General features: G+C 63.8%; 23 protein-coding genes and 1 pseudogene. 12 read left to right on the top strand and 12 right to left on the bottom strand.

Features of this window, described 5'->3' with window-relative positions:
* Positions 1-6 precede the first annotated feature (6 nt).
* The 4 genes from J7E83_RS03205 to J7E83_RS03190 all read left to right on the top strand — a co-directional run bounded on the left by J7E83_RS03205 (position 7) and on the right by J7E83_RS03190 (position 2,732).
* Complete coding sequence (locus tag J7E83_RS03205; RefSeq protein ID WP_214958985.1) at positions 7-705, top strand: CoA transferase subunit B; 699 nt, start codon at positions 7-9, stop codon at positions 703-705.
* Positions 702-1,892 (top strand): acetyl-CoA acetyltransferase, encoded by a 1,191-nt coding sequence (locus tag J7E83_RS03200; protein WP_214958983.1) that lies wholly within the window; start codon positions 702-704, stop codon positions 1,890-1,892. Before J7E83_RS03205 ends, J7E83_RS03200 begins: the two co-directional genes overlap by 4 nt.
* 190 nt (positions 1,893-2,082) lie before the next feature.
* A complete protein-coding gene (locus J7E83_RS03195) occupies positions 2,083-2,286 on the top strand; it encodes a cold-shock protein (protein WP_069950491.1) in 204 nt (67 codons plus the stop codon).
* Between the two features lie 128 nt (positions 2,287-2,414).
* Entirely contained in the window at positions 2,415-2,732 is a 318-nt protein-coding gene (locus J7E83_RS03190; protein WP_214958981.1) for a DUF6221 family protein, read from the top strand.
* A gap of 22 nt (positions 2,733-2,754) precedes the next feature.
* Here J7E83_RS03190 and J7E83_RS03185 read toward each other — a convergent pair whose 3' ends face one another.
* Positions 2,755-3,888, bottom strand: a complete 1,134-nt coding sequence (locus tag J7E83_RS03185; RefSeq protein ID WP_251043395.1) for an acyl-CoA dehydrogenase family protein — start codon at positions 3,886-3,888, stop codon at positions 2,755-2,757.
* Positions 3,889-4,098: 210 nt separating this feature from the next.
* Between J7E83_RS03185 and J7E83_RS03180 the strand changes: the two genes are divergently transcribed.
* Both J7E83_RS03180 and J7E83_RS03175 read left to right on the top strand, forming a co-directional pair.
* Positions 4,099-5,868 (top strand): AMP-binding protein, encoded by a 1,770-nt coding sequence (locus tag J7E83_RS03180; protein ID WP_214958979.1) that lies wholly within the window; start codon positions 4,099-4,101, stop codon positions 5,866-5,868.
* A 3-nt stretch (positions 5,869-5,871) separates the two neighbouring features.
* On the top strand, positions 5,872-6,372 hold the full coding sequence (locus J7E83_RS03175; RefSeq protein ID WP_214958977.1) for a MarR family winged helix-turn-helix transcriptional regulator: 501 nt from the start codon (positions 5,872-5,874) through the stop codon (positions 6,370-6,372).
* 82 nt (positions 6,373-6,454) lie between these two features.
* Here J7E83_RS03175 and J7E83_RS03170 read toward each other — a convergent pair whose 3' ends face one another.
* Positions 6,455-10,375: a family 43 glycosylhydrolase gene (locus tag J7E83_RS03170; RefSeq protein WP_214958975.1), complete on the bottom strand. Its 3,921-nt coding sequence runs from the start codon at positions 10,373-10,375 to the stop codon at positions 6,455-6,457.
* 233 nt (positions 10,376-10,608) lie between these two features.
* Here J7E83_RS03170 and J7E83_RS03165 point away from each other — a divergent pair, with 233 nt between their 5' ends.
* The gene (locus tag J7E83_RS03165) at positions 10,609-11,856 is read left to right on the top strand and encodes an MFS transporter (protein WP_214959192.1); all 1,248 of its coding nucleotides are present in this window, start codon (positions 10,609-10,611) and stop codon (positions 11,854-11,856) included.
* Here the strand turns inward: J7E83_RS03165 and J7E83_RS03160 are convergent.
* From J7E83_RS03160 to J7E83_RS03140, 5 genes are all read right to left on the bottom strand, one after another.
* Positions 11,853-12,503, bottom strand: coding sequence for a DedA family protein (locus J7E83_RS03160; protein ID WP_214958974.1), 651 nt, complete (start codon positions 12,501-12,503; stop codon positions 11,853-11,855). The two genes, J7E83_RS03165 and J7E83_RS03160, sit on opposite strands and share 4 nt — an antisense overlap.
* Before the next feature lie 98 nt (positions 12,504-12,601).
* A complete protein-coding gene (locus tag J7E83_RS03155; protein WP_214958973.1) occupies positions 12,602-13,378 on the bottom strand; it encodes an enoyl-CoA hydratase in 777 nt (258 codons plus the stop codon).
* Positions 13,375-14,328 (bottom strand): 3-hydroxyisobutyrate dehydrogenase, encoded by a 954-nt coding sequence (mmsB, locus tag J7E83_RS03150; protein ID WP_214958972.1) that lies wholly within the window; start codon positions 14,326-14,328, stop codon positions 13,375-13,377. Before mmsB ends, J7E83_RS03155 begins: the two co-directional genes overlap by 4 nt.
* Positions 14,321-15,409, bottom strand: coding sequence for an enoyl-CoA hydratase/isomerase family protein (locus J7E83_RS03145; RefSeq protein WP_251043394.1), 1,089 nt, complete (start codon positions 15,407-15,409; stop codon positions 14,321-14,323). The genes mmsB and J7E83_RS03145 overlap by 8 nt, the downstream gene beginning before the upstream one ends.
* A complete protein-coding gene (locus J7E83_RS03140) occupies positions 15,409-16,908 on the bottom strand; it encodes a CoA-acylating methylmalonate-semialdehyde dehydrogenase (RefSeq protein WP_214958971.1) in 1,500 nt (499 codons plus the stop codon). The genes J7E83_RS03145 and J7E83_RS03140 overlap by 1 nt, the downstream gene beginning before the upstream one ends.
* A 149-nt stretch (positions 16,909-17,057) precedes the next feature.
* On the opposite strand from J7E83_RS03140, the gene J7E83_RS03135 reads away from it, so the two are divergent.
* Together J7E83_RS03135 and J7E83_RS03130 are read left to right on the top strand one after the other, a co-directional pair.
* Entirely contained in the window at positions 17,058-17,864 is an 807-nt protein-coding gene (locus J7E83_RS03135; protein WP_214958970.1) for an exodeoxyribonuclease III, read from the top strand.
* A 34-nt stretch (positions 17,865-17,898) separates the two neighbouring features.
* Complete coding sequence (locus J7E83_RS03130; protein ID WP_214958969.1) at positions 17,899-18,855, top strand: hypothetical protein; 957 nt, start codon at positions 17,899-17,901, stop codon at positions 18,853-18,855.
* A 54-nt stretch (positions 18,856-18,909) separates the two neighbouring features.
* Here the strand turns inward: J7E83_RS03130 and J7E83_RS03125 are convergent, their stop codons facing one another.
* The 5 genes from J7E83_RS03125 to J7E83_RS03105 form a co-directional block, all read right to left on the bottom strand.
* Positions 18,910-19,962, bottom strand: a complete 1,053-nt coding sequence (locus J7E83_RS03125; protein WP_214958968.1) for a LacI family DNA-binding transcriptional regulator — start codon at positions 19,960-19,962, stop codon at positions 18,910-18,912.
* A 116-nt stretch (positions 19,963-20,078) separates the two neighbouring features.
* Positions 20,079-20,273, bottom strand: a complete 195-nt coding sequence (locus J7E83_RS03120) for a hypothetical protein (RefSeq protein WP_214959189.1) — start codon at positions 20,271-20,273, stop codon at positions 20,079-20,081.
* Positions 20,274-20,326: 53 nt separating this feature from the next.
* The gene (locus J7E83_RS03115; protein ID WP_214958967.1) at positions 20,327-21,223 is read right to left on the bottom strand and encodes a carbohydrate ABC transporter permease; all 897 of its coding nucleotides are present in this window, start codon (positions 21,221-21,223) and stop codon (positions 20,327-20,329) included.
* Complete coding sequence (locus J7E83_RS03110) at positions 21,220-22,257, bottom strand: carbohydrate ABC transporter permease (RefSeq protein ID WP_214958966.1); 1,038 nt, start codon at positions 22,255-22,257, stop codon at positions 21,220-21,222. The genes J7E83_RS03115 and J7E83_RS03110 overlap by 4 nt, the downstream gene beginning before the upstream one ends.
* Positions 22,258-22,264: 7 nt before the next feature.
* Positions 22,265-23,557, bottom strand: a complete 1,293-nt coding sequence (locus J7E83_RS03105) for an ABC transporter substrate-binding protein (RefSeq protein ID WP_214958965.1) — start codon at positions 23,555-23,557, stop codon at positions 22,265-22,267.
* A 125-nt stretch (positions 23,558-23,682) separates the two neighbouring features.
* On the opposite strand from J7E83_RS03105, the gene J7E83_RS03100 reads away from it, so the two are divergent.
* From J7E83_RS03100 to J7E83_RS21020, 3 genes and pseudogenes are all read left to right on the top strand, one after another.
* Positions 23,683-25,572: a glycoside hydrolase family 13 protein gene (locus tag J7E83_RS03100; protein WP_214958964.1), complete on the top strand. Its 1,890-nt coding sequence runs from the start codon at positions 23,683-23,685 to the stop codon at positions 25,570-25,572.
* Positions 25,529-26,191 (top strand): annotated as a pseudogene (locus J7E83_RS21570) (class I SAM-dependent methyltransferase); the annotation flags it as partial. The gene J7E83_RS03100 and the pseudogene J7E83_RS21570, both read left to right, overlap by 44 nt.
* 104 nt (positions 26,192-26,295) lie before the next feature.
* Positions 26,296-26,547 (top strand): hypothetical protein, encoded by a 252-nt coding sequence (locus tag J7E83_RS21020; RefSeq protein ID WP_251043393.1) that lies wholly within the window; start codon positions 26,296-26,298, stop codon positions 26,545-26,547.
* Positions 26,548-26,676: the final 129 nt, after the last annotated feature.

Here is a 26,676-nt window from a genome sequence, read left to right as displayed (position 1 = left end):
AACCCCATGGCCTGGACCAGGGATGAAATGGCTGCCATCGCAGCCGAGGAACTTAACGACGGCGACTACGTCAACCTGGGGATCGGCATCCCCACGCTGGTTGCCAACAACCTGCCCGACGGCGTCCGCGTAGTCCTGCAGAGCGAGAACGGCCTGCTCGGCATGGGGCCGTTTCCTTACGAGGGCGAGGAAGATGCGGATCTCATCAACGCCGGCAAGCAGACCGTCACGGTCCTGCCGGGCGGGAGTATCTTCGACTCCGCCACGTCCTTCGGCATGATCCGGGGCGGCCACGTGAAGGTGGCCATCCTTGGCGCCATGCAGGTCTCCGGCAGCGGTGACCTCGCCAACTGGACTATCCCGGGAAAGATGGTCAAGGGCATGGGCGGCGCCATGGACCTCGTCGCAGGGACACCGCGGGTGGTGGTCCTCACCGAGCACAACGCCAAGGACGGCACTGCCAAAATCGTGAAGGAATGCACGCTGCCGCTCACCGGCCTGGGCGTGGTGGACCGGATCATCAGCGACCTCGCGGTTTTTGATCTCTTCGCAACAGATGTAAGGAACGAACAAAAAACAGGTGGCCGGCAACTCACCCTCACCCGCCTCGCGCCGGGGGTCACCGTGGAGCAGCTCCGGGCGAAGACCGAGGCAGAATTCACTGTGGCGATTGAAAGCCCCACCCTCGAAGGAGCCACAGCATGAGTCTGAAGGAACAGTTCGGCAAGGACATCCTGCTCACGGGCTGGGGTCACAGCCGCTTCGGCAAGCTGACTGACGAAACCCTTGAATCCCTGATCGTCCACGTTGCCTCCGAGGCCATCGCCAACTCAGGAATCGAACCCGGCCAGATCGACGAGATCTACCTTGGCCAATTCAACTCCGGCATGATGCCCCTGGCTTTCCCGTCCTCGCTGGCGTTGCAGGTCTCTGACCAGCTGGCCAACGTCCCGGCTACGAGGGTGGAGAACGCCTGTGCGTCCGGGTCGGCCGCCTTCCAACAGGGCACCAAATCGCTTCTTGCCGGCACAGCCAAGACCGTTCTGGTGATCGGGGCCGAGAAAATGACCCACGCCAGCGCCGACGTCGTGGGCGCTGCGCTCCTCGGCGCCGATTACGACATGGCCGGCCACGCCTCCACCACGGGCTTCACTGGACTCTTTGCCGACGTCGCCAAGCACTATGGGAAGCGCTACGGAGACGGCATGCTGGGAAACATCCTCGGGACCATTGCAGCGAAGAACCACCGCAACGGTGTGGACAACCCCTACGCCCAGCTCCGCAAGGACCTCGGCGAGGAGTTCTGCCAAACAGTCTCGGACAAGAATCCCATGGTGGCTGATCCGCTGCGCCGCACCGACTGCTCCCCCGTGTCCGACGGCGCCGCCGCCGTCGTGCTGTCCACCACGCCCACCGGCGGCGTAACAGCACCGGTGCGGCTCGCCGGATTTGGCCACGCGAACGACTTCTTCCCCGCCGAGCGGCGGGACCCCACCGCCTTCGCAGCCACCCGCATGTCCTGGCAGCGCGCAATGGTGATGGCCGGCATCGGGCTTGAAGACCTGGACTTCGCCGAAGTCCATGACTGCTTCACCATCGCGGAACTGCTGATGTACGAGGCGATGGGGCTGACTGGGCCCGGCGAAGGAGCCCGCGCGGTGGAGGAAGGCTGGGTTTTCCGGGACGGCAAACTGCCTATCAACGTCTCCGGTGGACTCAAGGCCAAGGGCCACCCGGTGGGCGCCACGGGCGTATCACAGCACGTCATCGCCGCCATGCAGCTCACCGGTACAGCCGGCGGCATGCAGCTGGACAACCCCCGCCGCGCGGCCGTCCAGAACATGGGAGGCGTGGGTATGGCCAATTACGTCAGTGTCCTCGAGGCCGTCTAGGAGGACCGGGTTCAGGGCTCGATGGACCAGCAGAATCGGGGCCGATCGGGCTTTGCCGCGGCAATTGATGTCCCCGGACCCTTGCCCCTGACGCGTACGCCCCGTACGTTTGGGACAGCGGAAGAAGTTCTCCGCGCCGCAAGCCTCTGCGCAGGCGGAGCAAAATCAGAGTCACACGAAGGAATGCAGCATGGCAACAGGCACAGTTAAATGGTTCAACGCCGAAAAGGGTTTTGGCTTCATTGCCCCGGATGACGGGTCAGCCGACGTTTTCGCCCACTACTCGGCAATCTCAAGCAGCGGCTACCGCTCGCTGGACGAGAACCAGAAGGTCGAATTCGATGTGACCCAGGGTCCGAAGGGCCCTCAGGCAGAGAATATCCGTCCGCTCTAAAGCTAAGAATCATGGCCGGGCAATATCCTGGCCAGCTCAACATACCAGAACGGCCCAGCTGGAGACCAGCGGGGCCGTTCTGCTCTGCCTGCCGCTGCCTGCCTAGCCCTCCGCGATAAGGTGACGCCATGGACATTGTGGAGTTCCTGCTCGCACGAATCCGTGAAGACCTGCAGAAGTCCGGCGAGCTGCTCGGCAGGCCGTCGCTGTCTGCATCCGACCGCTGGTATGAGGAACGGCTGCTCCTGGAGGCCCAGGCGAAACATGCGGTGGTGGAAGTTGTCGGGGCCGCGCGGCAGGCAGCGCTGGCCAGCCTGCTCGAGAACGGTGACGCCATCACCGGAAGCACGGCCCAGGGCCTGCACTGGACTGACCTGGTACTGAAGGCACTCACGCTGCCGTACACAAGGCATGCCGATTATCAGCCCTCCTGGGCGCTACCCTGATTCCCACTGAGAGGCGATGGGACTATACGAAGGCTGATTTCCCGGTCACGGCCCGTCCTACAATCAGCGAATTGATCTCGTAGCTGCCTTCGTACGTATAGAGGATCTCGGCATCACCAAAGAGCTTGCCCATCTCGTAGTCGGAGCTGATCCCGTTTCCGCCCAGCAGTGACCTCCCCATGGCTACAGAAGCCCGCGCCAACCTTGTGCAGGTGGCCTTGGCCATGGCGGCCTGCACCATTTCCAGCTTGCCGTCCTCCTGGATCCTGGCCAGCTGCGCCATCAGCGCCAACGAAGCGGTGGCGTTTCCCAGCATTTCAGCCAGCTGCTGCTGGATGAGCTGGAAACGGGCCAGTTCCCTGCCGAACTGCCTGCGCACCAGCGAATACGAACGGGCGACGTCGAACGCAGCCAGCTGGATACCGGCACCTTGCCAGCCCACCCACGCCCGTGAATCGCGCAGCAGGTGGTTGGCCTTCGAAAAATCGGTGGCGCCGGGCAGGAGGTTGGACTCCGGAACGCGGACCCCGTCCAGCACGATATCTGCGTTCTGCATGATCCGCAGGCCGATCTTGTTGGAGATCTTGGTCGCCGTGTAACCGGGGCGGTCCGTCTCCACGATGAAGCCCTTGATCTGCCTATCGGCCTCATCGCGGGCCCAGACAAGCGCAAAGTCGGCGATTGTCCCCGCGCCGATCCAGCGTTTGGCCCCGTTGATTACCCACTCGCCGTTCTCCAGCCGGGCGGACGTCTCCAGGCCGCCGGCGATGTCCGAGCCATGCTCCGGTTCTGTCAGGGCGAAGGCACCAAGCCGGGTAAAAGCCGTCAGGCCCGGCAGCCAGCGCTCCTTCTGCTCTTCGGACCCGAGCTCGTTGATCATGCCCACGATGAGTTCGTTGTGGATCCCCACCAGCGCGGAGAGGGACACGTCAGCCCGGGCCACCTCGACATACATCAGGCCCTTGAAGAGCATGGAGCTGCCGTCAGTCTGCAGTCCGCCCAGTCCGTGCTTGCCCATCTCCGCCAGCAGCCCGAACGGGAATTCCTCGCGGTTCCAGTACTCAATGGACGGCTGCCGCACCGAGGACTGAAGGAAGTTCCGGATCTCCAGGTACCGCTCCCGCTCGGATTCCGGCAAGAGGTCCACGATGTACATCAAGTCAGCATCCGGAAACGGGGGCCCGGATGCTGGTGCGGGCCCTTCCTCCGGCACAGCATTCAGGGCAGCTGGCAAAGCGCCCTTCTCACGTCCTTGTGGCTGCACGGGCGAACATCCCCTCGCTCTTCTTCCAAACCCTTGGATGTCCTAGTATATTGCACAGGGTTTGGATAGTAGTGATGCGCATCACTTGGCGAAAGGTGCCCCATGTCAGTCACCGACGACTTCCGTGCAGCACGGGACCGGCTGCTGGCCCTGCGTTCGGACTACAACCAGGCCAGGACCGAGTTCCAGTGGCCGCGTTTCGAAGAATTCAACTTCGCACTGGACTGGTTCGATCAGATCGCGACGGACCCGACGAAAGGCAATAACCCCGCCCTCGTGATCGTTGAGCAGGACGGCTCAGCAATCCGCCGCAGCTTCGCCGACCTCGCTGCCCGATCCAACCAGGTGGCAAACTGGCTCCGAAGCCAGGGCGTGCGCCGCGGGGACCGGATGATCATCATGCTCGGCAACCAGGTGGAACTGTGGGAGCTGATGCTGGCAGGCATCAAGCTAGGCGTCGTCCTGATCCCCACCACCACCCTGATGGGCCCCATAGACCTGGCGGACCGCGTGGAACGGGGCGAGGCTGGCTGGGCCGCCGTCGGACGTTCCAACATCGGCAAATTTGGTGGCGTTCCGGGCCAGTACCGCCTCATTGAGGTCGGCGACAGTGGCCCTGCCGCAACGAACGATGTCCATCCCGAGGCGTTCCAATATCGGGATTCGGCGGACTCTCCGGACGCTTTCACGCCGGACGCCCCCACCACCGCGGACGAAACGCTGCTGCTGTATTTCACCTCTGGCACCACGTCCAAGGCCAAGCTGGTGGAGCACACGCACACGTCCTACCCGGTGGGGCACCTGTCCACCATGTTCTGGATCGGCCTGGAACCGGGCGATGTGCACCTGAACGTCGCCTCGCCCGGCTGGGCAAAACATGCCTGGTCCAATGTGTTTGCGCCGTGGATCGCCGAGGCCTGTGTGTTCATCTACAACTACGACCGCTTTGACGCCCGCGCACTCCTGGAGCAGATGGACCGCGAGCATGTCACCAGCTTCTGCGCCCCGCCCACGGTCTGGCGCATGCTCATCCAGGCGGACCTGACGCTCCTGAAGAACCCGCCTGCCAAGGTGGTCTCCGCGGGGGAGCCGCTGAACGCGGAAGTGATCGACCAGGTGCAGCGTGCCTGGGGCCAGACCATCCGCGACGGCTTCGGCCAGACGGAAACCACCGTCCAGGTGGCCAACACCCCGGGGCAGCCGGTCAAGATTGGCGCGATGGGCCAGCCGCTTCCCGGCTACGACGTCGTGCTGGTGGATCCGAACACCGGAGAAGAGGCCGACGACGGCGAGCTGTGCCTGCGCCTGGATCCACGTCCCGTCGGGCTCATGAAGGCGTACTACGGCGACCCACAGAAAACAGCCGAGGCGTTCCGCGGCGGCTACTACCACACCGGAGACATGGCCAGCCGGGACGGACGCGGCATCATCACCTACGTAGGCCGGGACGACGACGTCTTTAAATCCTCCGACTACCGGCTGTCCCCGTTTGAGCTGGAGAGCGTCCTGATTGAGCACCCGGCTGTGGCGGAAGCTGCCGTGGTTCCATCGCCGGACGCCGTCAAGCTGTCAGTCCCCAAGGCCTATGTGGTCCTCACCGCCGGCCATGAGCCAGGCCCGGAGCTGGCCGAGGACATTCTGCGGTACTGCCGCGACCATCTGGCTCCGTTTAAGCGCATCCGCCGGCTCGAATTCGCGGCGCTGCCCAAGACCGTCTCGGGAAAGATCCGGCGCGTGGAACTGCGGCACAGCGAAGAATTGAGGCACAGGGTTGACGGCGGTACTTCCCACGGAGACGTATCTGCAGGACCAGGAACGTCCGGGTTCGGCATCGAATACTCCGAGACGGACTTTCCGGGGCTGAAGGGCTGAGCCATGGCCGCTCCCGACCCCATCGCGGACGCCCGGCGCAACTGGGAAGAACACGGCTGGGCTGATGTTGCTGCCTCCATGGCCGCAATCACGGCGATCATGCGCACCCAACAGATCCTGCTGGCACGGATCGAAGGCGCCCTGAAACCGTTCCGCCTAACGTTCGCCCGCTATGAACTGCTCGCGCTCCTGAGCTTCGCCCGCAGCGGCACCCTGCCCATGAACAAGGCAAGCGCCCTGCTCCAGGTCCATCCCACGTCGGTGACCAACGCCGTCGACCGCCTTGAAAGTGCCGGACTGGTGGCCCGCTCACCGCACCCCACCGACGGCCGCACCACCCTGATTGAGCTCACCGCGGAGGGTCGTACCCTCGCCAAAAGTGCGACGGCGGTGCTGAATACCGACGTATTCGGCAAGTCGGGATTCGCGAGCGAAGACATTGACGAGCTGATCCGTATTTTAGGCAGCTTCCGCCGTAACGCCGGCGACTTCACGGACGACTGAGGGCGTTCTTGGGCAGGGAAACGCCCCGGCCCGAGGACCGGGGCGTTTCCCTGCGTACCGGGATTACGCCCGGTGCCTGTTCCTAGTTCTTGACCACCATGATCCAGCTCAACTGGATGTCGTTTACGGTGGTCGGCGCCAGATTGACGTTGAGCTTGCCCGCCGCGTCCGGGGACCGGCCTGCATATGTCAGTGTGGTGTCCGTCCCTCCGATGCGTTGGCTGGCTGTCACGACCGTCCCGTTGATGCTGATCCTGGCTGCACGGTTGGGCGCCGAGGAGGCCCACGGATCGAAGAGTCCGATGTACACCGTGTACTGGCCTGGATCCAGTGCACCGAAGATATAGGACAGGTCCTTGCGGCTGGCGGTTTGGGTCACGTAGCGAAGCGTCGCGAACATCGAGCTGCCCGATGTGGTGGACGTGCCCGGGTTGTCGTAGCCCCAGACCTTACCCGTCGTCGGATCCGGGCCCAGGGGCTGGTCCTTCACCGAGTTGGACAGCGGGCCGGGAGCGGATACGGCCTCCCGCAGGTCGGCATAATCCTGTGTGTCTGATCCGCCCGGATCGGCCAGGTAGACGGTGCCCTTCGGCACCACCAGGACGCTGTAGGTGGTGCTCCTGCCGTTGGAGGCGAAGGTCGCCGTGACCGTTGCACTGCCGGGTGTGTTGAACGCGGCGCCGCTCCAGGTGACTGCCGACGTCGTTGTGGTTCCGTTCTGGGTGACCACGGCGGTTGATGGCAAGGCGCTTGGGCCGGCGCCGAGCGCCACTTGTTTGGGAACGTCCATCTGGGCGCTGAACTTTCCGCGGTTTTCGAGGTCCTGCAGCTTCCAGGTGTCGTGCCAGTCGAATGTCAGTCCGCCATTTGCGTCGAATGTCATGGGCAGCCAGACCTGCGGGGCATTGGCCAGGTCCGACGGGGTCCAGCGGTCGCCCATGTAGATGAACTTGCCGGCGGCCGCGTCAACGGGGATGACGGACGTGCTTTGCGAGGAGAACGTGGTGTTGGCGTTCGGCCCGATGGCCGGGTTGCCGTGCTGCGTCCAGGGTCCAAGCGGCGACGACGCGGTGGCATAGCGGGCCGGATTCGCGGCCCAGCCCGTAGCTTCGGACGTGATCAGGTAGTACATGCCGTCGTACTTGAACATGGCCGGGGCCTCACGGGCCTGGCCCTGGAAGCTGCGGCTGAAGTCCACGCCGTTTACCGAGCGCGACTTTGGAACGTTGAGGTACATGTAGCTGGCGTTGAGCCGCGAAACGTACATGGTGCGGTTTTCTTCGCTTGAGTAGACGATGTACCCGGTCTGGGCTGCGTCGTCATCCTGGAAGAGGTTCATGTCGCGGGCCATGCCCAGCTGCGACGGGTACTGGTTGTTGGGATCGTTCGCCGGGATCTGGTCCAGCCGGTAGCTGTCGACGTACCGGAAGGGCCCGAACGGGCTGTCCGACACTGCCACTCCAGCCTGCGCCTTGGCATACTGCGCGTCCGATGTTGCGGACGGTCCATCGGCGTGGACCCACAAAACCCACTTGTTGGTGGACTTGTTGTAGATGACCTTGGGGCGTTCCAGAACAACGGCCCTGCCGACGGCGTTGCCCGAGCCGTTGCTGTCCAGATCACGGAAGACGGCGTCCTTCTCGTGCGTCGTGTAGTCGGCGTAGAGGGAGGTGAAGTACGGGTCTGAGTCCAGCTGGGCGCGGGAGGTCAAGGCCTTAAGGGCCAGCCCTTCGTCTTTCCAGTTGTAGAGGTCGTAGGAAGAGTAGGCGTGGACGCCGGGCATGGGCTGATAGCCGTTGGAGCGGTCCTCGCCGTACCAGTAATAGATGGTCTTGCCGGCGGCGTCCTTCGTCGGAATGACCTGGCCGCCATGGGCCTGGATAGCCTTGGCGTTGTTGTCCAGCCACGGCTGCCCGGGCCGGAATGTGTCGTATGTGACAAGTTTGCGCAGGGCTTTAGTTGTCGCGTCTATTGCCTCGTAGGCTGCCCTGATGGCCGCGGAGTCTGTAGAGGCGGCGTCCACCAGGGACTGCGCTGCGGCGAGCTTCTGCTGTAGCGCGTCTACGCTGTCCGCAGCGTACAGGGCTGCCTGCTCCTGGCTCAGGCTGGCCTGCCTGACCTTTTCGCCGAGCAGCGCGGTGGTGTAGTCCAGCGGCTTGCGGATCAGCACGAAGTTCAGGGCCGGGTCCAGGAAGGTGTTGGTGCGCCCGGCCTGGCTGTGCGCCTGCAGGTTCAGGGTGCCGTCAGTAACCTGCAAGGTGAAGGTCTTCTCCATAGTGGTGCTGCCGGCGGATGCGGTTCCCAGAATGGCGCCTTCGGCCATCAGGTCCATGGTGCGGCCAGCCCAGCCGCTGGGGAGCTTGAATCCGAAGGTGACGTCGTAGCTTCCGCTGGGCAGGTCGAAGTCGTATTTGATGGCGCGCTGGCTCAGGACAGAGCCGGCTGGCGGGGCGTCGTAAAGGATGGAGTCATACTTCCCCAGCGTGGTACTGGTGTTGGCCTTCGGATTCGAGAATGCATCCGAGACATAACCCCAACTGCCTCCCGTTTTCGCATCCTGGCCCAGCGGCTGGTCCGAACGGGACTGGAAGATACCCAGCGTGTCGCCGTCTGCCACCTTGTCCGTGACAGAAGCACCGCTGTTAGCGAAGTACAGCACACCATTAGTGGAGACCAACTGCGCGAGAGTGGGTTCCGGGAAGCCTGCGGGAGCCCCTTCCACGGCGATGGCGGGATTGGCCGGAATCAGGAGTGAGGCGCCGACTGCAGCGGCCAGGGTTGCGCAGGCTAGCCGCCGGACGCGGACCCAGGCGGCGCTCTTGGCCGTCGAGAGTGCCCGAACGGCCAGGTGCAACCGGGAGCGGAAGGCGGCGAAGCCAGCCGCCGTAACGAAGCTCATGCCGAGGACCGCGGCCGCGAGCGCAAGTGCCCCGGACCAAGCTGCGGCGGGGAACAGGGCTGGGGGTGACTGTGGCGGGAGGGTTAATCCCTGACCGGACAACGGAACGGCAGCAGCGCCGTCGTCGGGGCGGGTGAAGAGCACGCTGTGCGTCTCACCGGCTGCCATGGCAACGACCTTGGCGCCGAGGCCGGCGGGCAGCGTGCTTTGGCCAGCGTTGTTCTCGCCCCAGGCAAAGACCTTGCCCGACTCCGTGGCGACAAGGTTGTGGTAGCCGCCTGCCACAATGGCCGTTACCTTTTCGGCTGCGAGCTCCGCGGGTACGTTGAGCTGGCCGAACGCGTTGGAACCCCAGGCAAGGACCTTTCCGTCGGCGGTCAGGGCGAGGGAGTGCGTTACTCCGGCGGAGATCGCGATGATGCGTGCAGCCTTGACCTCTGCCGGAATTTCGAGCTGCCCGACGTCGCTGCGGCCCCAGGCGGTGACCTGGCCCGTGGTGTCAAGGGCGAGGTTGAAGCCTGAGCCTGTTGCTGTCTGGACGATGTGCTTTCCGGCCAGTTCACCGGGGATCTGGTTCTGCGCGAACGCATTGTCGCCCCACGCGACCAGACTGTTGTCGGTCTTCAGCGCCAGTGAGTTGCTCCCGCCGGCGGAGATCTCCTTGATCCCGGACAGGGCCGCTGTGGGGACAGTCGACTGCCCGCTGGAGTTGCCACCCCAGGCAATAACGCCGCCATCCTTGGACAGGGCCAGTGAATGGCTGGCGCCTGCGGCGACTGCAGAGAACTTGGTCTTGCCTGTGGCGGGAACCGTGGATTGACCGGCTGCGTTGGAGCCCCAGGCCAGGAGCCGGCCGGGCTGCGTCACGGCGACCGTGTGACTATTGCCCGCTGCCAGTTGAACAATGGGATCGTTCTTGTAGCCGGCCGGAAGAGTAGTTTGTCCTGCACCGTTGGCGCCGAAGGCAAACAGGTACGTGGGCTCGGCGGTGGGGGAAGGTGTGGGCGCCGTTGTTGTTGCGTTCGCAGCGCCCGCCGCCAATTGACTCGTGGCGGCGATGAGCAAGGCTGCCAAGGCGGCCTTGAATCTCAGTTGAAGCGTCATCGGTTCTCCAGAGGTGGTTGTCATTGGCCTATTGCCAGACCTCCCGGGCTGGGAACCGGGCTGAACTCCAAAATATGGTGTGGTGACGGTGTTTGCAATAGGTCTTATTAAATGGGATGTAATAAGTAGCTGGAGATATCAATCCGCGCTCTGGCCAAAGCCCTCGGCCTCCCGTACTGTTTAAGGAGTTCGTGAACGTTCACGTTTTCACTGCAGAAGAATCGAACCCATTGATGACGATTGCGCCGCTCTTAGCTCAACAGCCCACAAGGGAGGCGCGTCGTGCCCGCCTCGCGGTCAACATATTGTTCTTCACGAACGGCGCCATCTTCGCAAGCCTGCTGCCGAGGTACCCGGACATCAAAACCAATCTCGCGCTAACCAACGGGGAATTCGGCCTCGCGGTTGCCGCGTTCCCTCTGGGCGCACTTCTGGCCGGCCTGAGCGCAGGCATGCTCGTCCGTCGGTTCCGGTCCTCCAGAGTGGCAATCGTTGCCACAGTCCTCGCCTCGCTTGGAATCCTCCTGGCCGGCAGTGCGCCTGCCTGGGTGGCGCTCGCCGGCGGTCTCTTCGTTGCCGGAGCAATGGATTCCATCACCGACGTGGCGCAGAATTCCCATGGCCTTAGGGTGCAGCGGCTCTACGGAAGGTCGATTCTTAACTCATTCCATGCTGTGTGGAGTGTCGGGGCCGTCGCTGGAGGCCTCCTCGGCGCGGCTGCAGCAGAACTGTCCGTGGCTCCTCCCATCCAACTCGGCATCGCCTCAGCGGTTTTCAGCCTTATGGCGGTCCTGTCTTACAGGCTTTTGCTTTCCGGGCCGGAACCCCTCGAACCCGCCGGCGAAAGCGATTCGAGAAGTGCCGCCCCGAACCGCTCCGGCGGGATGCTTCCAGCCAAGGCCAAGTACGGGGCACTCCTTGCCCTGGTGATCATTGCCTCCGCCGGGGCACTCGTGGAGGATTCCGGCAGCTCGTGGTCCGCCATTTACCTCTCGGGCTCCCTTAGCGCTTCGGCCTTCGTGGCGGGAGCAGGTTTCGTGGCATTGCAAGGAATGCAGTTCGTGGGGCGGATACTCGGTGACCGGCTTGTGGACCGGTTCGGCCAACGCGCCGTTGCACGCGCCGGAGGCCTGATCGTCCTGGTTGGTATGGGCCTGGCCCTATCCTTCCCAACTGTCATCGGCAGCGTCATTGGGTTCGGTCTCGCCGGTCTCGGCGTTTCGACCCTCATCCCTGCTGCCATGCACGCCGCAGACGAGCTGCCAGGATTCCGTCCAGGTGAAGGCCTCACAATCGTCAGCTGGTTACTACGCCTCGGGTTCCTGCTTTCGCCCCCCATCGTGGGTGCTATAGCAGACGCCTCTTCGCTTCGGCTCGGCCTTCTCGTCGTTCCCCTCGCCGGCCTGCTGGTCATTGTTTTCGCTCGGGTCCTCAGCCCTGTCAGCAGACTGGAACAGGGCCCTGTTAATGAGAGTTCCTAGCGCCCGGATCTGCGGCGAATGTTCCTGACCACGAGCCCTGCCACCATCAGTCCCAGCACAACGTAGACGGCGTAATTCAGGAACCGCGAATACTGCTCGATCAACCGGTACTGGGTGCCCAGCAGGAAACCCAGGCCAATGAGTGCCCCGTTCCACAGGCCGCTTCCAGCAAGGGTGAAGAGGCTGAAGGTGCCCAGGTGCATGGTTGAGGCGCCGGCCGGAAGCGAAATGAGGCTCCGGACGCCGGGGAGCAGGCGTCCGAAGAAGATCGATGATCTGCCGTGGCGGCGGAACCAGCCTGCTGCATTGTCAAAGTCTTCCCTGTCCACCAGCGGAAGCCGGGAGAGGCCGCGGATGGACCTTTCCAGGCCCAGCTTGGCCCCCAGCCAGTACAACAGGAGGGCGCCAAAATAGGCGCCCAAGGTGCTGGTGATGAAGACGAGGACCAGGCTCAGGGATCCTTGCTTCGCGAGATAACCCGCCAGGGGAAGGATAACCTCGCTTGGGATGGGCGGAACTACAGTTTCCGCAAGGGTGAACAGTCCCACGCCCCATTCGCCCAAGGCGTCGATGGCCTGGGCGGCCATCCCCACGAGCCCGGTCAGGTTGTCCGCTGCATCTGACGCCGCCTCGGCTGTTTCCCACATTCAGTCTCCCCGTTCCACTCCGTATCGCGAATTCCCATCGGCTGCTCCGTAACCGCCGTTTTCAGCCGGGAAAGGGCTCTTGTGGAGCAATCGACGGGTCAGCGGTGCTTGAACTCGGGCTGGCGCTTCTCCGTGAAGGCAGCCATGCCTTCCTTCTGGTCTTCGGTGGCGAAGAGTGAGTGGAAGATCCGGCGCTCGAACAGGACGCCCTGGGCCAGGCCGGTCTCATAGGCGGCGTTCACGGCTTCCTTCGCCGCCATGGCTACCGGCTTTGATTTGGACGCAATGACCTCGGCGGCCTTGAGCGCTTCCTCCACCACGTCCGCCGCGGGCACCACGCGTGAGACCAGGCCGATGCGCTCTGCCTCCTCCGCGCCGATGGTACGCCCCGTAAGGATCAGGTCCATTGCCTTGGCTTTGCCCACAGCGCGGGTGAGGCGCTGGGAGCCCCCCATCCCCGGCAGTACGCCGAGATTGATCTCCGGCTGCCCGAACTTCGCGTTGTCCCCGGCGATGATGAGATCGCACATCATGGCCAGCTCGCAGCCACCGCCCAGCGCGAAGCCGGACACTGCTGCGATGGTGGGAATGCGGAGCCGGGTGAAGTCCTCCCAGCCGCGGAACCAGTCAGCGGCATACATCTCCATGTAGCCCTGGGAGGCCATCTCCTTGATGTCGGCGCCGGCGGCGAATGCCTTCGAGGAGCCGGTGATCACCACGGCCCCCACCCCGGGGTCGGTGTTCATGACCCGGACTGCGGCCACCAGTTCTTCCATGGTGTCCTGGTTCAGGGCGTTCAGCGCCTCCGGCCGGTTCAGCGTCACCAGGCCCACCCGTCCGCGCCGCTCCACGAGGATGTTCGCGTACTCCGTCATTCCTGACTCCCGTCGTCTTTCTGCAATCCGCCCGCCTCTGTTCGTGACTTCTCCCGGATATCCGTGATGATCCCTGAGAAGTCCCGCCCGGCGCCGCCTTCCGCGGCAAACGTATCGTAGATTTCCGAAGCGAGCGGGCCCATACGTGCTGCCACACCGCTGCCTTGCAGGGCATTCACGGCGAGCTTGAGGTCCTTGGCCATCAACGCTCCGGCAAAGCCTGGCTGATAGTCGCGGTTGGCTGGACTCGTGGGAACAGGGCCAGGCACGGGACAGTTGGTGGTTAGCGCCCAGCACTGCCCGGACGCGGCGGAGGCGACGTCGAACAGGGCCTGGTGGGTCAGACCCAGCTTCTCCCCCAGCACGAATGCCTCGCTCACGGCAATCATGGAGACTCCCAGGATCAGGTTGTTGCAGATCTTCGCCGCCTGGCCCCCTCCGTGGCCACCGCAGTGGACCACCCGCTTGCCCATCACTTCCAGCAACGGCCGGACGGCCTCGAAGTCTTCCGGCTCGCCGCCCACCATGAAAGTCAGGGTCCCCGCCTCTGCGCCCACCACACCCCCGGAGACCGGAGCGTCCACTGCCCTGTGTCCGGCGTCGATGGCAAGCGCGGAAGCCTCCCGCGCCTCGTCAACGTTGATGGTGGAGCAGTCCAGGAACATGGTGCCCGGGGCCGCCACGGCCAGGAGACCGGGCCGGCCATCCGTGCCTCGGTAGGCATCCAGTACATGCTGGCCGCTGGGGAACATGGTCAGCACCACTCCTGCTCCGGCCACTGCCTCGTCCGGGCTCGCCGCGGTGGATACGCCGTGGGCCTTCGCGGCCTCGAGTGCGGCGGGAACCACGTCGAAGCCCACCACGTCGTATCCCGCTTTGACCAGGTTTACCGCCATGGGTCCGCCCATATGGCCCAGTCCCAGGAAAGCGATGGTGGCGTTGTTAGGCATTGTCCGTCTCCTTTGACCGAAGGTTCAGTTCTCTGTCGCCCAGCGGCGCGAAAAACCGCTCCACATCCGCTGCCCGCACCTCGGGCAGCGTGGCGGGATTCCATTGCGGTGTGCGGTCCTTGTGCACCACCTGCGCCCGGATCCCTTCGCGGAAGTCGGGGGCGGCCAGGAACCTGAGGCCCACCCGGTATTCCTGTGCCAGCGCTTCTTCCAGTGTCAGGCCCTTTACGCGCCTCAGGGATTCCAGCGCCACCTTCACAGCAGTGGGTGACTTCCCTTCGATGGTCCGGGCGGCCTCGGCTGCCTCTCCCCCGGTTTCCCGGAGCCGGCGGAGAATTTCCTCGGCATCCGGGGAGGCGTAGCAGGTGTCTATCCAGTCCCGCTGCGCCTCCAGCGCGGATGCTGGCGGCTTTTCGGCGAAGCGTCCGACGGCGGCTCCCGCGGTTTCGCTTTCGAGCGCCTCCACCAGGTCAGGAAGGGTTTCATACGCGACGTAGTGGTCCGCCAGGCCCAGGAACAACGCATCCGCGCCGCTCAGATGGGCGCCTGTCAGGGCCGCATGCGTGCCGGCCTCCCCAGGCGACCTCGCAAGCAGCCAGGTCCCTCCGACGTCGGGGACAAATCCGATGGTGGTCTCCGGCATGCCCATCCGGGTCCGGCCGGTGACCACGCGGACCGACCCGTGCGCTGAGATCCCCACGCCACCACCCAGCACCAGTCCATCCATGAAAGCCACATACGGCTTGGGGTAACCGGAAATCAGGGCATTCAGACGGTATTCCGACTGCCAGAAGTCCGCCGTTTGCGCCCCTCCGCTGAGCATGTCCTGGTAAATGGCCACAATATCCCCGCCTGCACACAAGCCCCGCTCTCCGGCGCCGTGCACCAGGACGGTGGCCACGCCGTCGTCGTCCGCCCAGGCAGTGAGCTGCTCCAACATCGCTGCCACCATCCCGGCGGTGAGCGCGTTGACGGCCTTAGGCCTGTTGAGGGTGATAACACCCAGGCGGCCGCGACGCTCGAACAGCACCTCCGCGCCGTCTGGCGCTGCCTCTGGCATTTCCGCCGGAAGATCCGCCATCAGCTTCCTTCGGGCATCACGAAGCTGGCGCCCTGCCGGATCCCGGAGGGCCAGCGCGTGGTGACCGTCTTGGTCTTGGTATAGAAACGGAAGGCGTCGGCGCCGTGCTGGTTGAGGTCACCGAATCCGGATGCTTTCCAGCCGCCGAAGGTGTAGTAGGCGATGGGGACCGGAATGGGCACGTTGATTCCCACCATTCCCACTTCCACGCGGCTCGCGAAGTCGCGGGCGGCGTCGCCGTCGCGGGTGAAAATGGCCACTCCGTTGCCGAATTCATGCTCGCTGCAAAGCCGCAGCGCCTCATCATAATCGGCGGCGCGGAGTACGCTGAGGACTGGACCGAAAATCTCTTCCTTATAGATCTTCATGTCCTTGGTGACGTTGTCGAAGAGCGTAGGGCCCACCCAAAAGCCGCCATCGTAGCCGTCCACGGTGAGACCGCGTCCATCAGCCAGAAGTGTGGCGCCTTCGTCGACGCCTGACTGGATGTAGCCCTCGATCCGTTGCTTTGCGCTGGCAGCCACGACGGGGCCGAAGTCTGAGTCCTTATCCAGGCTATGGCCCACGGTGAGGCCCCTGGCCCGGTCTTGAAGTTTGGCCACAAGCCTGTCAGCAGTCTCCTTACCAACAGGGACGGCCACGGAAATGGCCATGCAGCGTTCCCCCGCTGAACCGTAGCCGGCCCCGATCAGGGCATCCGCCGCCATCTCCAGGTCCGCGTCCGGCATGATCACCATGTGGTTCTTGGCCCCGCCAAAGCACTGGGCGCGCTTTCCATGGGCCGCGGCGGTGGCGTAGATGTACTGGGCAATGGGCGTCGAGCCCACGAAGCCGACAGCCTTGACGCGCGGGTCTTCGAGCAGTGCGTCCACCGCTTCCTTGTCCCCGTTGACCACGTTAAAGACGCCGTCCGGCACCCCCGCTTCCGAATACAGCTCGGCCAGGCGCAGCGGCACCGAGGGGTCACGTTCGGAGGGCTTAAGGATGAAGGCGTTGCCTGCGGCGAGGGCCGGGCCCGATTTCCACAGCGGGATCATGGCCGGGAAGTTGAACGGGGTGATACCCGCGACCACACCCAGCGGCTGGCGCAGGGAGTGGACGTCGATGCCGGTGCCGGCGTCGTCGGAAAACTCTCCCTTGAGCAGGTGCGGGGCGCCGGCCGCGAACTCTACCACCTCGATCCCGCGCTGGATGTCGCCCCTGGCATCAGGAAGCGTCTTGCCGTGCTCGGAGGAGAGGAGCGTGGCGAGCTCGTCCATGTTCTGGTTCACCAGGTCAACGAACCTGAGCAGGATTCGGCCGCGGCGCTGCGGGTTCATGGCGCCCCATTCGAGCTGCGCCTTCTCCGCGGTGGCCACCACGTTCTGGACTTCTGCCGTGCTGGCCAGGGGCAGCCGGGCCTGGACCTGTCCAGTACAGGGATCAAAAACGTCGCTGTAGCGGCCGGATGTCCCGCTCACCCGCTGGCCGCCGACGTAATGGGATAGTTCATGCACCATGGCTGAATGCTCCTTCGGATGTGATGCAGGTCATCTCTGCAAGCGAATATACTCGGACTTCCTACTAAATTCCAGAGCGCTCGAAGCAGCCCGGCAGGCCGGGCCAGGGGCTTTCCCCGCCGCAGCGCTGCCAAGGTAAGTTAGGGACTGTGAAGATTGCTACCTGGAATGTAAACTCGCTCCGTGCCCGCGCCGACCGCGTGGAGGGCTGGCTGCGGCGCAGTGACTGCGATGTCCTGGCTATTCAGGAAACCAAATGCACTGACGACAACTTCCCGTGGGAGCTCTTCGAGCGCATGGGTTATGAGGTTGCCCATTTCGGCATGAACCAGTGGAACGGCGTGGCCATCGCCTCCCGGGTGGGCCTGGAGGGCGTGGAGCGCGCCTTTATGGGACAGCCCGGGTTCGGCAAGGCCGGCACGGACCCGGTGCAGGAGTGCCGCGCCATCGCCGCCACGTGCGGCGGCGTCCAGGTCTGGAGCCTCTACGTGCCCAACGGGCGGGCCCTCAACGACGAACATATGCCGTACAAGCTCGGCTGGCTGGACTCCCTGAAGGAGCATGCCCAGGGCATTGTGACCCACAACCCCGATACCCAGATTGCCCTGATGGGCGACTGGAACATCGCCCCTCGGGACGAGGACGTCTGGGACATCGACCTCTTCCTTTCCCAGGGATACACCCACGTCAGCGAACCTGAGCGGGCCGCCTTCCGCGCTATTGAAGCCGCGGGCTTCACAGACGTGGTGCGCCCGTACACTCCCGGCCCGGGTGTCTACACCTACTGGGACTACACCCAGCTGCGCTTTCCCAAGAAGCAGGGCATGCGGATCGACTTCGTGCTCGCGTCCCCAGCCTTGGCCGCACGCGTGACGGGCGCCTCGATCGACCGCGAGGAACGCAAGGGCAAGGGCGCATCCGACCACGCTCCCGTGTTGGTGGACCTGGCCGAGTGATGGCTGCATCCTGGACCCCCGAAAGGAGACTGCGATGACCGGAAACCTCTACCGGGGCCAGGCCGGCCTGCCGTTCTCATCCACCCTGCGCGTCTACGAGCCGTTGGATGCCTTCCCGGAGGAACAACGGCAGGCCATCCAGACCGCCGGGGCACGCACGGCTTCCCGTGCGGCCGTCGAAAACGCCGAGCTGCTGGCATCCCTGGGCCGGATCACCCGGGCCGGCGGGGATCCCTTTCCCACCGGCCGGACTGACCTGGTGCGTGTCACCACCGCTTCCAAGGCCCCGACGGCAGGCGCGCCCGGAGGGAACACAACACCAGAAACATCTGACGGCGCCGCTGGCTCTGCTCCCAGGACCGACGGGGACGATGCCAATGGCTCTGGCTCCGGCCCTGTCCTGCTCTACTGCCCCAGCCAGCTTGTCCTGCGCGCCGGCCTGGCAGCCAACGCCCTGATGGAAGGCATCCACGGGCCCCTGGCCGAAATGCTGATTCCGGAGGAACAGCGGGACAAGCACCAGGAGCGAATCGACCAGGTCAAGGCCCGCGACGGATCCATCAGGGTGCACACGCGCGCCTCAACCTGGGGCATCCCCTTCAGCTGGTTCTCGCTGTTTATGGAATCGGACCACAAGGACGTCGTGGAATCGGGCGGACGAATCCTCACGGTCAGGGTGTGGACCCCAATCACCGAGGCCATGGAACGGGCGCGCTACGCCGTGGCCAACCTGGCCCTGGCTGCGCCGGACCTGGACATGCTGGATGATCTCGCGCAACTGACGGAATGGCTGGAACTGTTCCATGTGAATTCCATGGTGGAGCTGGATTACGGTGCGGTGGCTGACAAGGTCTACCCGGATGAGTCCCCCATGGACATCCGGCTCGGCATCGAGTGCCTGGCTGAGGGTGACATGACCGGCGCGGCGGCCGCCTACCGGCGGCTGGCATCCCGGTGGATCCCCATCCGGCAGCTGGCCCGCGCTTCCTGACCGGTGCTGACATAACCGAGAGGGCTGGACCAGCTCGTTGCGTGAGCGACTTCCCTAAGTTGGAGGCGGCGCCGTCGTACGTCTGACGATGAGTTCGTGGGGCGCGACGGCGGACCGAACCGAGCCGCCCATGCCGTCCAGTTCGTCAAGGAGCATCTTGGTGGCCAACTCGGCCTGCTCGTCGGGCCGCTGGCCAACCGTGGTCAGTCCCATGGCATCAGCAAAATCGTGGTTGTCGATGCCGACAACGGAAAGTTCTTCGGGCACGCGGACACCGGTCCGGGCGGCTTCGAAAATGACGCCCATGGCCATTTCGTCGGAGGCGCAGAAGATGGCAGTGGGTTTGGGACCGGGGCGTGCCCATAGGCGGCGGAAGGCCTCCTGGCCGCTCCGCACTGTGAAATCGCCCCACTCATCCCATTCGGGACGGATGGGCAGGCCGGCGCCCTGCATGACCTCCGTAAACGCCAGCATCCGGACGCGGGGCACATCAAAGTTCAGATCGGTTTCGTCGTCGCCGTGGATAAGCGCGATGTCGCGGTGCCCCAGATCAATCAGGTGCCTGACCGCGGTTGAAGCTGCGGCGTAGTCGTCAATGCCGATATAAGGGCATTCTTCCACGTGCCCGCCGACCACTACCAGCGGGATATCGATCTTCTGGAGGTGGTCAAGCTCGTCATGGGTGAGCGCCATGCAGAGAACCAGCAGGGCGTCGATCTGCTTGTAGACCATGGTTTTGCTGAAGAGCCGTTCACGGTTACTGCCGTGCCCGCCGAGGTTGAACAAGGAGAGGTTGTAGTGGCGGGCATGCAGTTCCCGATCCGCGCCCTCGATGGCTTTGGAAAAGAACCAGCGACTCACAAATGGGGCGAGCACCCCGATGGTCTTGGTCCGTCCCGTCGCCAATCCGGAGGCCGATGAGGAAGCCACGTAGCCCAGGGCCGCGGCTACCTCAAGGATCTTCTCCCGCGTAGCCGGCGACACCCTGGGCAGTCCCCGGACGGCCCTGGACACGGTGGCGGTGGACACGCCGGCGGCCGCCGCCACGTCCTCAATGCTGACGCCACTGTGGCCGCCCCGTTGAGACCTTTCACTTGAGCGTGCCACGGTGTCCCCTCATCAGCTCCATGCAGGCGTCGCAGAGCCCTGCGGTACCGGAACCATAGTATTTTGCGGTCCCCCTACTTCGCAGTGTTACCTGCCGGGAGGGCGACTTGCTGGCGCTATTTGCGGGCGGGCAGCCGACGGCGGAGCCGGACCATCCCGTAGATCGCCACCAGGGTGGCCAGCAGGCCGAGCGCCCAGCCGAGCGCGGGCTGGGCAGTGACTTCCATCCAGACAGTGACTGCCAGCAGGACCACTGCCCAGAAGCCCAGGAACCCGATGATGATGTCAAAGTCCTCGCCTGAGCGCTCCAGCGGGCGTCCGCTTCCCGCCCCTTTTGGCTGCGGGGGGCGGGAAACGTTCTCCGTCACTTGACTGCACCTGCTGTCAGGCCCGCGACAATCTTGCGCTGGAAGACCAGCACCAGGATCACCAACGGAATGGTGACAATAGTGCCGGCTGCCATGATCGCGGTATACGGGATCTGGTTCGGCTGCGCCCCGGCAAAGTTCGCAATGGCCACCGTTACAGGTTGAGTCTTATCGCTTGATAGCTGGGAGGCAATCAAGAATTCATTCCAGGAGGAGATGAAGGCGAGGATTGCCGTGGTGAAGATCGCGGGTGCCGCCAGTGGCATGATCACCTTACGGAATGCCTGCCCCTGCGTACATCCGTCCACACGCGCTGATTCCTCAAGCTCCCATGGCATCTCCCGGAAGAAGGACGTCATGGTGTAGACAGTCAGCGGCAACACAAACGAAATGTTGGGAATGATCAGCGCCTGGTACGTGCCGATCCAGCCGATGTTGGTAAACAGCTGGAACAGCGGGGTGATCAGGGCAACGCCCGGGAACATGGACGCCCCCAGGATGAAGCCCAGCACCAAGTACTTAAACCGGAAGTTCAGGCGGGCCAGCGCGTAAGCGGCGAAAACGCCGATCAGCAGGGAAATCGCGGTCACCACAACTCCAATGAAGACGCTATTGAGCAACGCCTGTCCGAAGTGGTTTCCGAACGAGGTGTCGAACGCCGTATTGAAGTTGTCAAGCGTGATATGGCTGGGCAAGATCGAGGTGTCGTAGGTAAAGCCAACCTCCCGGAACGCGGTCACCACCATCCAGTAGGCCGGTGCCAAGCACCAAATCAGGACAATTGCTGCGCTGATATACGTCCGGCCCTGAGCCCACTTCTCGCGGTTCTGCGCCGTCTTGCGGCCCTTGTCCTGCCGTGCACGCAGATCGGAGGCTGCTGTCGCGGTAGTCATTTCTTCCCCTTAGGAGTGGCGCCGCTTTGCTCCACGACGTTCGCACCAAGGAACCGGACGAAGATAAAAGCGACCAGGAAGATGATGACGAACGTGATCGTTGACAGTGCCGCGGCTGCATTGAAGCCTTGCCTGATCTGGTTGATCACCAGGATGGAGAGTGTGGTTGTGTTGTTTGCCCCCCCTGTCAGGATGTACGGGAGGTCGAACATCCGCAGAGCATCCAGTGTCCGGAACAGGACGGCCACCATCAGTGCCGGCTTGACCAGCGGGAGGGTGATCATCCGGAAGCGCTGCAATGCCGAAGCACCGTCAACCTTGGCCGCCTCGTAGACCTCCGCCGGGATCATCTGCAGGCCCGCCAGGATGAGCAGCGCCATGAACGGCGTGGTCTTCCAGACGTCTGCGATGATAACGGCCCATTTTGCCGGCCATTCGCTGCCCGTCCACAAAATCGTGGTGTTGAAGAGCTTGTTGGCAATTCCCTCGAACGCGAAGATGAAGAACCACAGCTTGGCCGTCACGGCCGTGGGGATCGCCCAGGGCACCAGGACGGCGGCACGGACCAGGCTGCGGCCTTTAAAGGTCCTGGCCATGATCATGGCCATCCAGAAGCCGAGCACTGTTTCCAGCGTCACCGTCACAATGGTGAACAAGAACGTGGTGGCTGTCGCAGACCAGAACTGCCCTCCCAAAGTCCCGGGTGGGCATGCAACAGTTCCGCCGTTGGGCGCCGCACACTGCTGGGCCAGCCAGTTAACGTAGTTCTGGATGCCGGCCGGTCCGCCTTGGACGAACAGGCCAGTGGCTGGGTCCAGTCCCGCATCTTTCTGGAAGGACATCACGATGGCGCTGATGATCGGGTAAACGATCACCACGGCCAAGGCGAGAATAGTGGGGGCCAGCAGCCAGGTGGCCCATTTGCCCTGGCTCTTGATCCTGTTGTCTTCCCCCACGCCTTTGGGTGGGCGATGAGTTTCGGTACCGCCCGACGCCGGCCGTTTTACCGGCGTCGGGCCCAATTCAGTTGCCATGGCTAAACTACGATCCTGCACCGGCGGACTCGATGGACTTCTGCATATCAGACAGTGCTGTATCCACTGGCTTCTCGCCCTTGATGGCCGAGTATGCGTTCTCCTGGATCGCCTTGGTGACGGCCGGGTAGAACGGTGTAACCGGACGCGGAACAGCGTTCTCAATGGAGGTCTTCAGCACCGGAAGGTACGGCAGCTTGGCCACGAGGTCCTTGTCCTCATACAGGGCGCTGAGCACGGGAGCCAGTGATCCCTGGGTCGCGTAGAACTTCTCAGTCTCTTCAGAGGTCATGAACTTCAGGAAATCAAGCGCCGTAGCCTTGTTCTTGGAGTAGACACTGACAGCGATGTTGTGTCCGCCCAGCGATGAAGCTCCGGGGCCCGACTTGCCCGGAAGGGCTGCCATCCCCAGCTTGTCCTTGACGGTAGAGGAACCCTCAGTGGTAGCCAGGTTGTAGACGTAGGGCCAGTTGCGCAGGAACAGCAGCTTGCCGTCCTGGAAAGCCTGCCGGCTTTCTTCTTCCTTGTAGGTGATGGCTTCCTTGGGGATGTTGCCGTCCGCGTAGGCCTTCGCAAGGTTGCCCAGTCCAGCCTTGGCGTCGGCTGTGTTCAGGCTGGGCTTGCCGTCTTTATCCAGCACCGAGCCGCCGGAGGAGTTGATGGCCTCGGACGCGTTGACCGTCAGGCCCTCGTACTTGCTGAACTGTCCTGCGTAGCAGCCTATGTTGTTGGCCTTGGCGATGGAGCACATGCCCATCATCTCGTCCCATGTTTTGGGGGCAGTGGGAACCAGGTCCTTACGGTAGTAGAGGATGCCGCCGTCAGAGGTCTGAGGCGCAGCGTACAGCGTTCCCTTGTAGGTGGCGCTGTCCACCGTTGGCTTCAGCATGGCGCTGGTGTCCAGGGTCATCTTGTCCTTGAGCGGCTGGAGCCAGCCCTTTGCTGCGAATTCCGCCGTCCAGACGACGTCCACGTCGACGACGTCGTAATCCGCTCCCTTGGCCTGGAAGTGCTGGACCAGATCATCGTGCTGCTGGTCGGCCTGGTCGGTCTGCTCTTTGAAGGTGACCTTCTCGTCGGGATGTGCGGCGTTCCATTTGTCGACCAGGGGCCGGACGACTTTGCTGTTGTCCTTGCCCTGAACGTAGGTGATAGGTCCGCGGCCGTCCAGGTTGGCGTCGGCATCGCTGCCCCCGCCACCTCCACCGGTGGTGCCCCCTCCGCCGCCGCCGCATGCGGAGAGAGTCAGGGCCAGGATGCCGGCAGTTGCTGCCGGGAGTAAGAATCTACGGGTTTTCATTCTTGGAGCTCCTCGCTGAGTGACAAGTAAGTCGCAGTGCGCTTGATGTGGTGACAATCACACTAGTAACGTTGCGGTGAGAGATGCAAGCGTTTACATCAAAACGTTACCTGAGAGGGAACCAAATGCTCCACCCGACCGTTCCTACCCCCGGATCCGCCGTCACGTCCTGGTGGGCCAGCGCTGTGGTGTACCAGATCTACCCTCGTTCCTTCGCGGATGCCAACGGCGACGGCATGGGTGACCTCCGCGGAGTGACGGCCCGTTTGCCCTATCTGCGGGCTCTGGGCGTGGATGCCGTGTGGCTGTCACCATTCTATAAATCACCCCAAGCCGACGCCGGTTACGACGTGGCGGACTACCGGGAAGTCGACCCGCTTTTCGGCACTTTGGCCGACTTTGACACAATGTTGCGGCGAGCTCACAACCTGGGGCTCAAAGTCATTGTGGACCTTGTTCCGAACCACACCTCGGACGAGCACGCCTGGTTCCAGCAGGCCCTGGCGTCCCCACCTGGGTCCAGGCAGCGGGACCGCTACATCTTCCGTCCTGGCAAGGACGAAGTCCCCGGTTCCGGCGATGGCAAGCTGGCACCCAATAATTGGAAATCGATCTTTGGCGGCCCGGCATGGAGCAGGGTCACCGAGGCCGACGGCACCCCCGGTGAATGGTATCTCCACCTTTTCGACACCAAACAGCCGGATCTGAACTGGAACAACGCAGAAGTCCGGGAGGAGATGCGGTCTGTGATGCGCTTCTGGCTGGACCGTGGAGTGGACGGCTTCCGCGTGGATGTAGCGCACGGAATGGTCAAGGAAGAGGGCCTTCCCGATTGGGATGGTGTGGCTTCGATGGTCGAAGGCGCTGCCGAACCGGCTCCCGTGGCCGTCCCCGCGCCGCCCGGTGAGGCGCCCGGAGCGCACTCGGACGCGCAGGAGCCACACCGTGCGGTTTCGCCGGTATACCCGCCCTCGCCATTCTTTGACCAAGATGGCGTGCATGACATCTACCGCGATTGGAACCGGCTCCTCGCGTCCTACGGCGGGGACCGCATGCTGGTGGCGGAAGCGTGGGTGGAACCGGCGGAGCGGTTGGTCCGGTACATCCGGAAGGACGAAATGCAGCAAGCCTTCAATTTCGATTTCCTCCTTGCCGGCTGGGACGCCGAGCGCATGGCCGAAGCCATTGAGGCGTCCTTGATGGCCGCCTCCTCGGTGGGAGCGCCGTCCACCTGGGTCCTGAGCAACCACGACACCGTCCGGCACACCTCCAGGTTCGGGCTGAAGGATCCCACAACCTTTCCCAAGGGCATCGCCGCAGAGGACGAGCAGCCCGATGGGGCCCTTGGGCTGGCACGGGCCCGCGCCGCGGCCGTGGTCTCTCTGGCGCTGCCGGGCTCCGCCTACATCTACCAAGGCGAGGAGCTAGGGCTTCCGGAGCACACGACGCTGGCACATGAGGCCCGCCAGGACCCCACTTTCTTTCGGACCAACGGGGCGGAAATCGGCCGGGACGGCTGCAGGGTGCCGCTCCCTTGGAAGGCGGACGAGCCCGGTTACGGCTTCGCTGCCGCGTTCACCGCCGCTCAGGCGTCCGGCGGCGCTGCGCCCGACGGCGGCGCGTCTGACGGCGGTGCCGGCGACCCGACGCCCGCTGCCGGCAAGCCCGCGGCCCCGTGGCTCCCCCAGCCCCTTTCTTTTGGTGAGCTGGCGGCCGACCGGCAGGACGGCGTTGCGGGCTCCACACTGGAGCTCTACCGTTCAGCGCTCAAGCTGCGCGCGGCCCACGGCCTGGGCTCCGGGACCTTTCAGTGGGCTGACGCGCATCAGCCGGCGCGTGGCATCCTGGCCTTCCACAACGGCGACGTCCTGGTCCTGGCCAACCTCGGATCCAGCTGGGCTCCCGTTCCAGAAGGGTTCAGCGTGGCGCTGTCCAGTGCTCCCGAATCTCCGGCATCTCCTGCTGTGGGGGATGGCGTGCCGCCGAACTGCACGGTCTATCTCCTGGCGGGCTGATGGGGGCCGGCACCGGGAGCGAAGCATAATTGAGAGCCCAGGGCCCTCAACGTTTTCTGCGACGCTGGAATTCGAGCGTTGGTGTCATTTTCCGAAGTCGTCTGCACGGAATGTCAGAAGCCGTCTGCACAGCCGTTCCGTGTCCGTACAGGGATCCCAAAGGGGCATGCTTGTCGAGGCACCGAGTATCGTTCACAGGGTGACGAGGATAGACGACCCAGACATGCAAACCACACTACTCGGGACCGGTCGCCAGACCGCGAAGCCTTGGGCGCGTCTCGCCCCGGACTACGAAAAGGCTCGGGCCCGAGAGGACTCGCTGGACCGCCTGGTGGAGTGGCCTGCCCAGCGAGAAATTCTTGGCGAGATCACGGGGCGGTCAGTGCTCGATCTCGGCTGCGGCAACGGCGGAAAGCTCGTTGAGCTGGTTCAGGACGGAGCCGTTGCCTCGATCGGCGTCGATATTAGTGGGAACTTCGTCACGGACAGGCCGGAGGGTCTAGAGCTCATCAGTGGTGACTTGTCTGACTTGGGCGCGATTCCTGAACTCTCGGGACGGAAGTTCGACCGGATTCTCTTCCTCCAGTCCTTCGGATACACGCCCGACCCGGTTCGAACTCTCCGAGAAGCCACGTCGTTGCTGACCGATGACGGCTTCATCCTGTTGACCAGAACTCAGCCGATTCGATACGCCCTTGAGCGAGCCGAAAAAACGACACGTCCTTGGGTGAGGAGTACTTCTCCGGTTCGACGTTCTCCTACCGCAGCGGGTGGAATGAGCAGATTTCGCTTACCAAGCGGGCATACACGATGTCCGACTTGCTCAACGTGTTCAGCGCAGCCGGCCTGTGGATAGAGATCACGGTGGAGCCACAACTATCCGCGGACGCAGGTCGTCGCTATCCTCACAAACTGGCGTGGATGAACAAGTACCTCGGAATTCTCATCTTCAAGCTTCGCCCGTTACCACATTGAGTGTCCGTTAAGGGATCCTTGGGTTCTTGCGGCGATTGCAGCAGACCCGAACGGTCGGGGCGGGCAAGGAATGCATAAAGATGCGCTCAACTTGCCCGCCCCGTGTTACTGGTGCTGCACTGATCGTCT

Source organism: Arthrobacter sp. ISL-48 (assembly GCF_018613805.1).
Taxonomy (GTDB): domain Bacteria; phylum Actinomycetota; class Actinomycetes; order Actinomycetales; family Micrococcaceae; genus Arthrobacter.
Note: the sequence above shows the minus strand (reverse complement) of the source record. Positions and strands in the feature narration are given on the sequence as shown.

Coding starts and splice junctions, on each gene's coding strand:
- J7E83_RS03205 (WP_214958985.1), top strand. CDS start 7: ATGGCCTGGACCAGGGATGAAATGGCTGCCATCGCAGCCGAGGAACTT.
- J7E83_RS03200 (WP_214958983.1), top strand. CDS start 702: ATGAGTCTGAAGGAACAGTTCGGCAAGGACATCCTGCTCACGGGCTGG.
- J7E83_RS03195 (WP_069950491.1), top strand. CDS start 2,083: ATGGCAACAGGCACAGTTAAATGGTTCAACGCCGAAAAGGGTTTTGGC.
- J7E83_RS03190 (WP_214958981.1), top strand. CDS start 2,415: ATGGACATTGTGGAGTTCCTGCTCGCACGAATCCGTGAAGACCTGCAG.
- J7E83_RS03185 (WP_251043395.1), bottom strand. CDS start 3,888: ATGTACATCGTGGACCTCTTGCCGGAATCCGAGCGGGAGCGGTACCTG.
- J7E83_RS03180 (WP_214958979.1), top strand. CDS start 4,099: ATGTCAGTCACCGACGACTTCCGTGCAGCACGGGACCGGCTGCTGGCC.
- J7E83_RS03175 (WP_214958977.1), top strand. CDS start 5,872: ATGGCCGCTCCCGACCCCATCGCGGACGCCCGGCGCAACTGGGAAGAA.
- J7E83_RS03170 (WP_214958975.1), bottom strand. CDS start 10,375: ATGACGCTTCAACTGAGATTCAAGGCCGCCTTGGCAGCCTTGCTCATC.
- J7E83_RS03165 (WP_214959192.1), top strand. CDS start 10,609: ATGACGATTGCGCCGCTCTTAGCTCAACAGCCCACAAGGGAGGCGCGT.
- J7E83_RS03160 (WP_214958974.1), bottom strand. CDS start 12,503: ATGTGGGAAACAGCCGAGGCGGCGTCAGATGCAGCGGACAACCTGACC.
- J7E83_RS03155 (WP_214958973.1), bottom strand. CDS start 13,378: ATGACGGAGTACGCGAACATCCTCGTGGAGCGGCGCGGACGGGTGGGC.
- mmsB (WP_214958972.1), bottom strand. CDS start 14,328: ATGCCTAACAACGCCACCATCGCTTTCCTGGGACTGGGCCATATGGGC.
- J7E83_RS03145 (WP_251043394.1), bottom strand. CDS start 15,409: ATGGCGGATCTTCCGGCGGAAATGCCAGAGGCAGCGCCAGACGGCGCG.
- J7E83_RS03140 (WP_214958971.1), bottom strand. CDS start 16,908: ATGGTGCATGAACTATCCCATTACGTCGGCGGCCAGCGGGTGAGCGGG.
- J7E83_RS03130 (WP_214958969.1), top strand. CDS start 17,899: ATGACCGGAAACCTCTACCGGGGCCAGGCCGGCCTGCCGTTCTCATCC.
- J7E83_RS03115 (WP_214958967.1), bottom strand. CDS start 21,223: ATGACTACCGCGACAGCAGCCTCCGATCTGCGTGCACGGCAGGACAAG.
- J7E83_RS03110 (WP_214958966.1), bottom strand. CDS start 22,257: ATGGCAACTGAATTGGGCCCGACGCCGGTAAAACGGCCGGCGTCGGGC.
- J7E83_RS03105 (WP_214958965.1), bottom strand. CDS start 23,557: ATGAAAACCCGTAGATTCTTACTCCCGGCAGCAACTGCCGGCATCCTG.
- J7E83_RS03100 (WP_214958964.1), top strand. CDS start 23,683: ATGCTCCACCCGACCGTTCCTACCCCCGGATCCGCCGTCACGTCCTGG.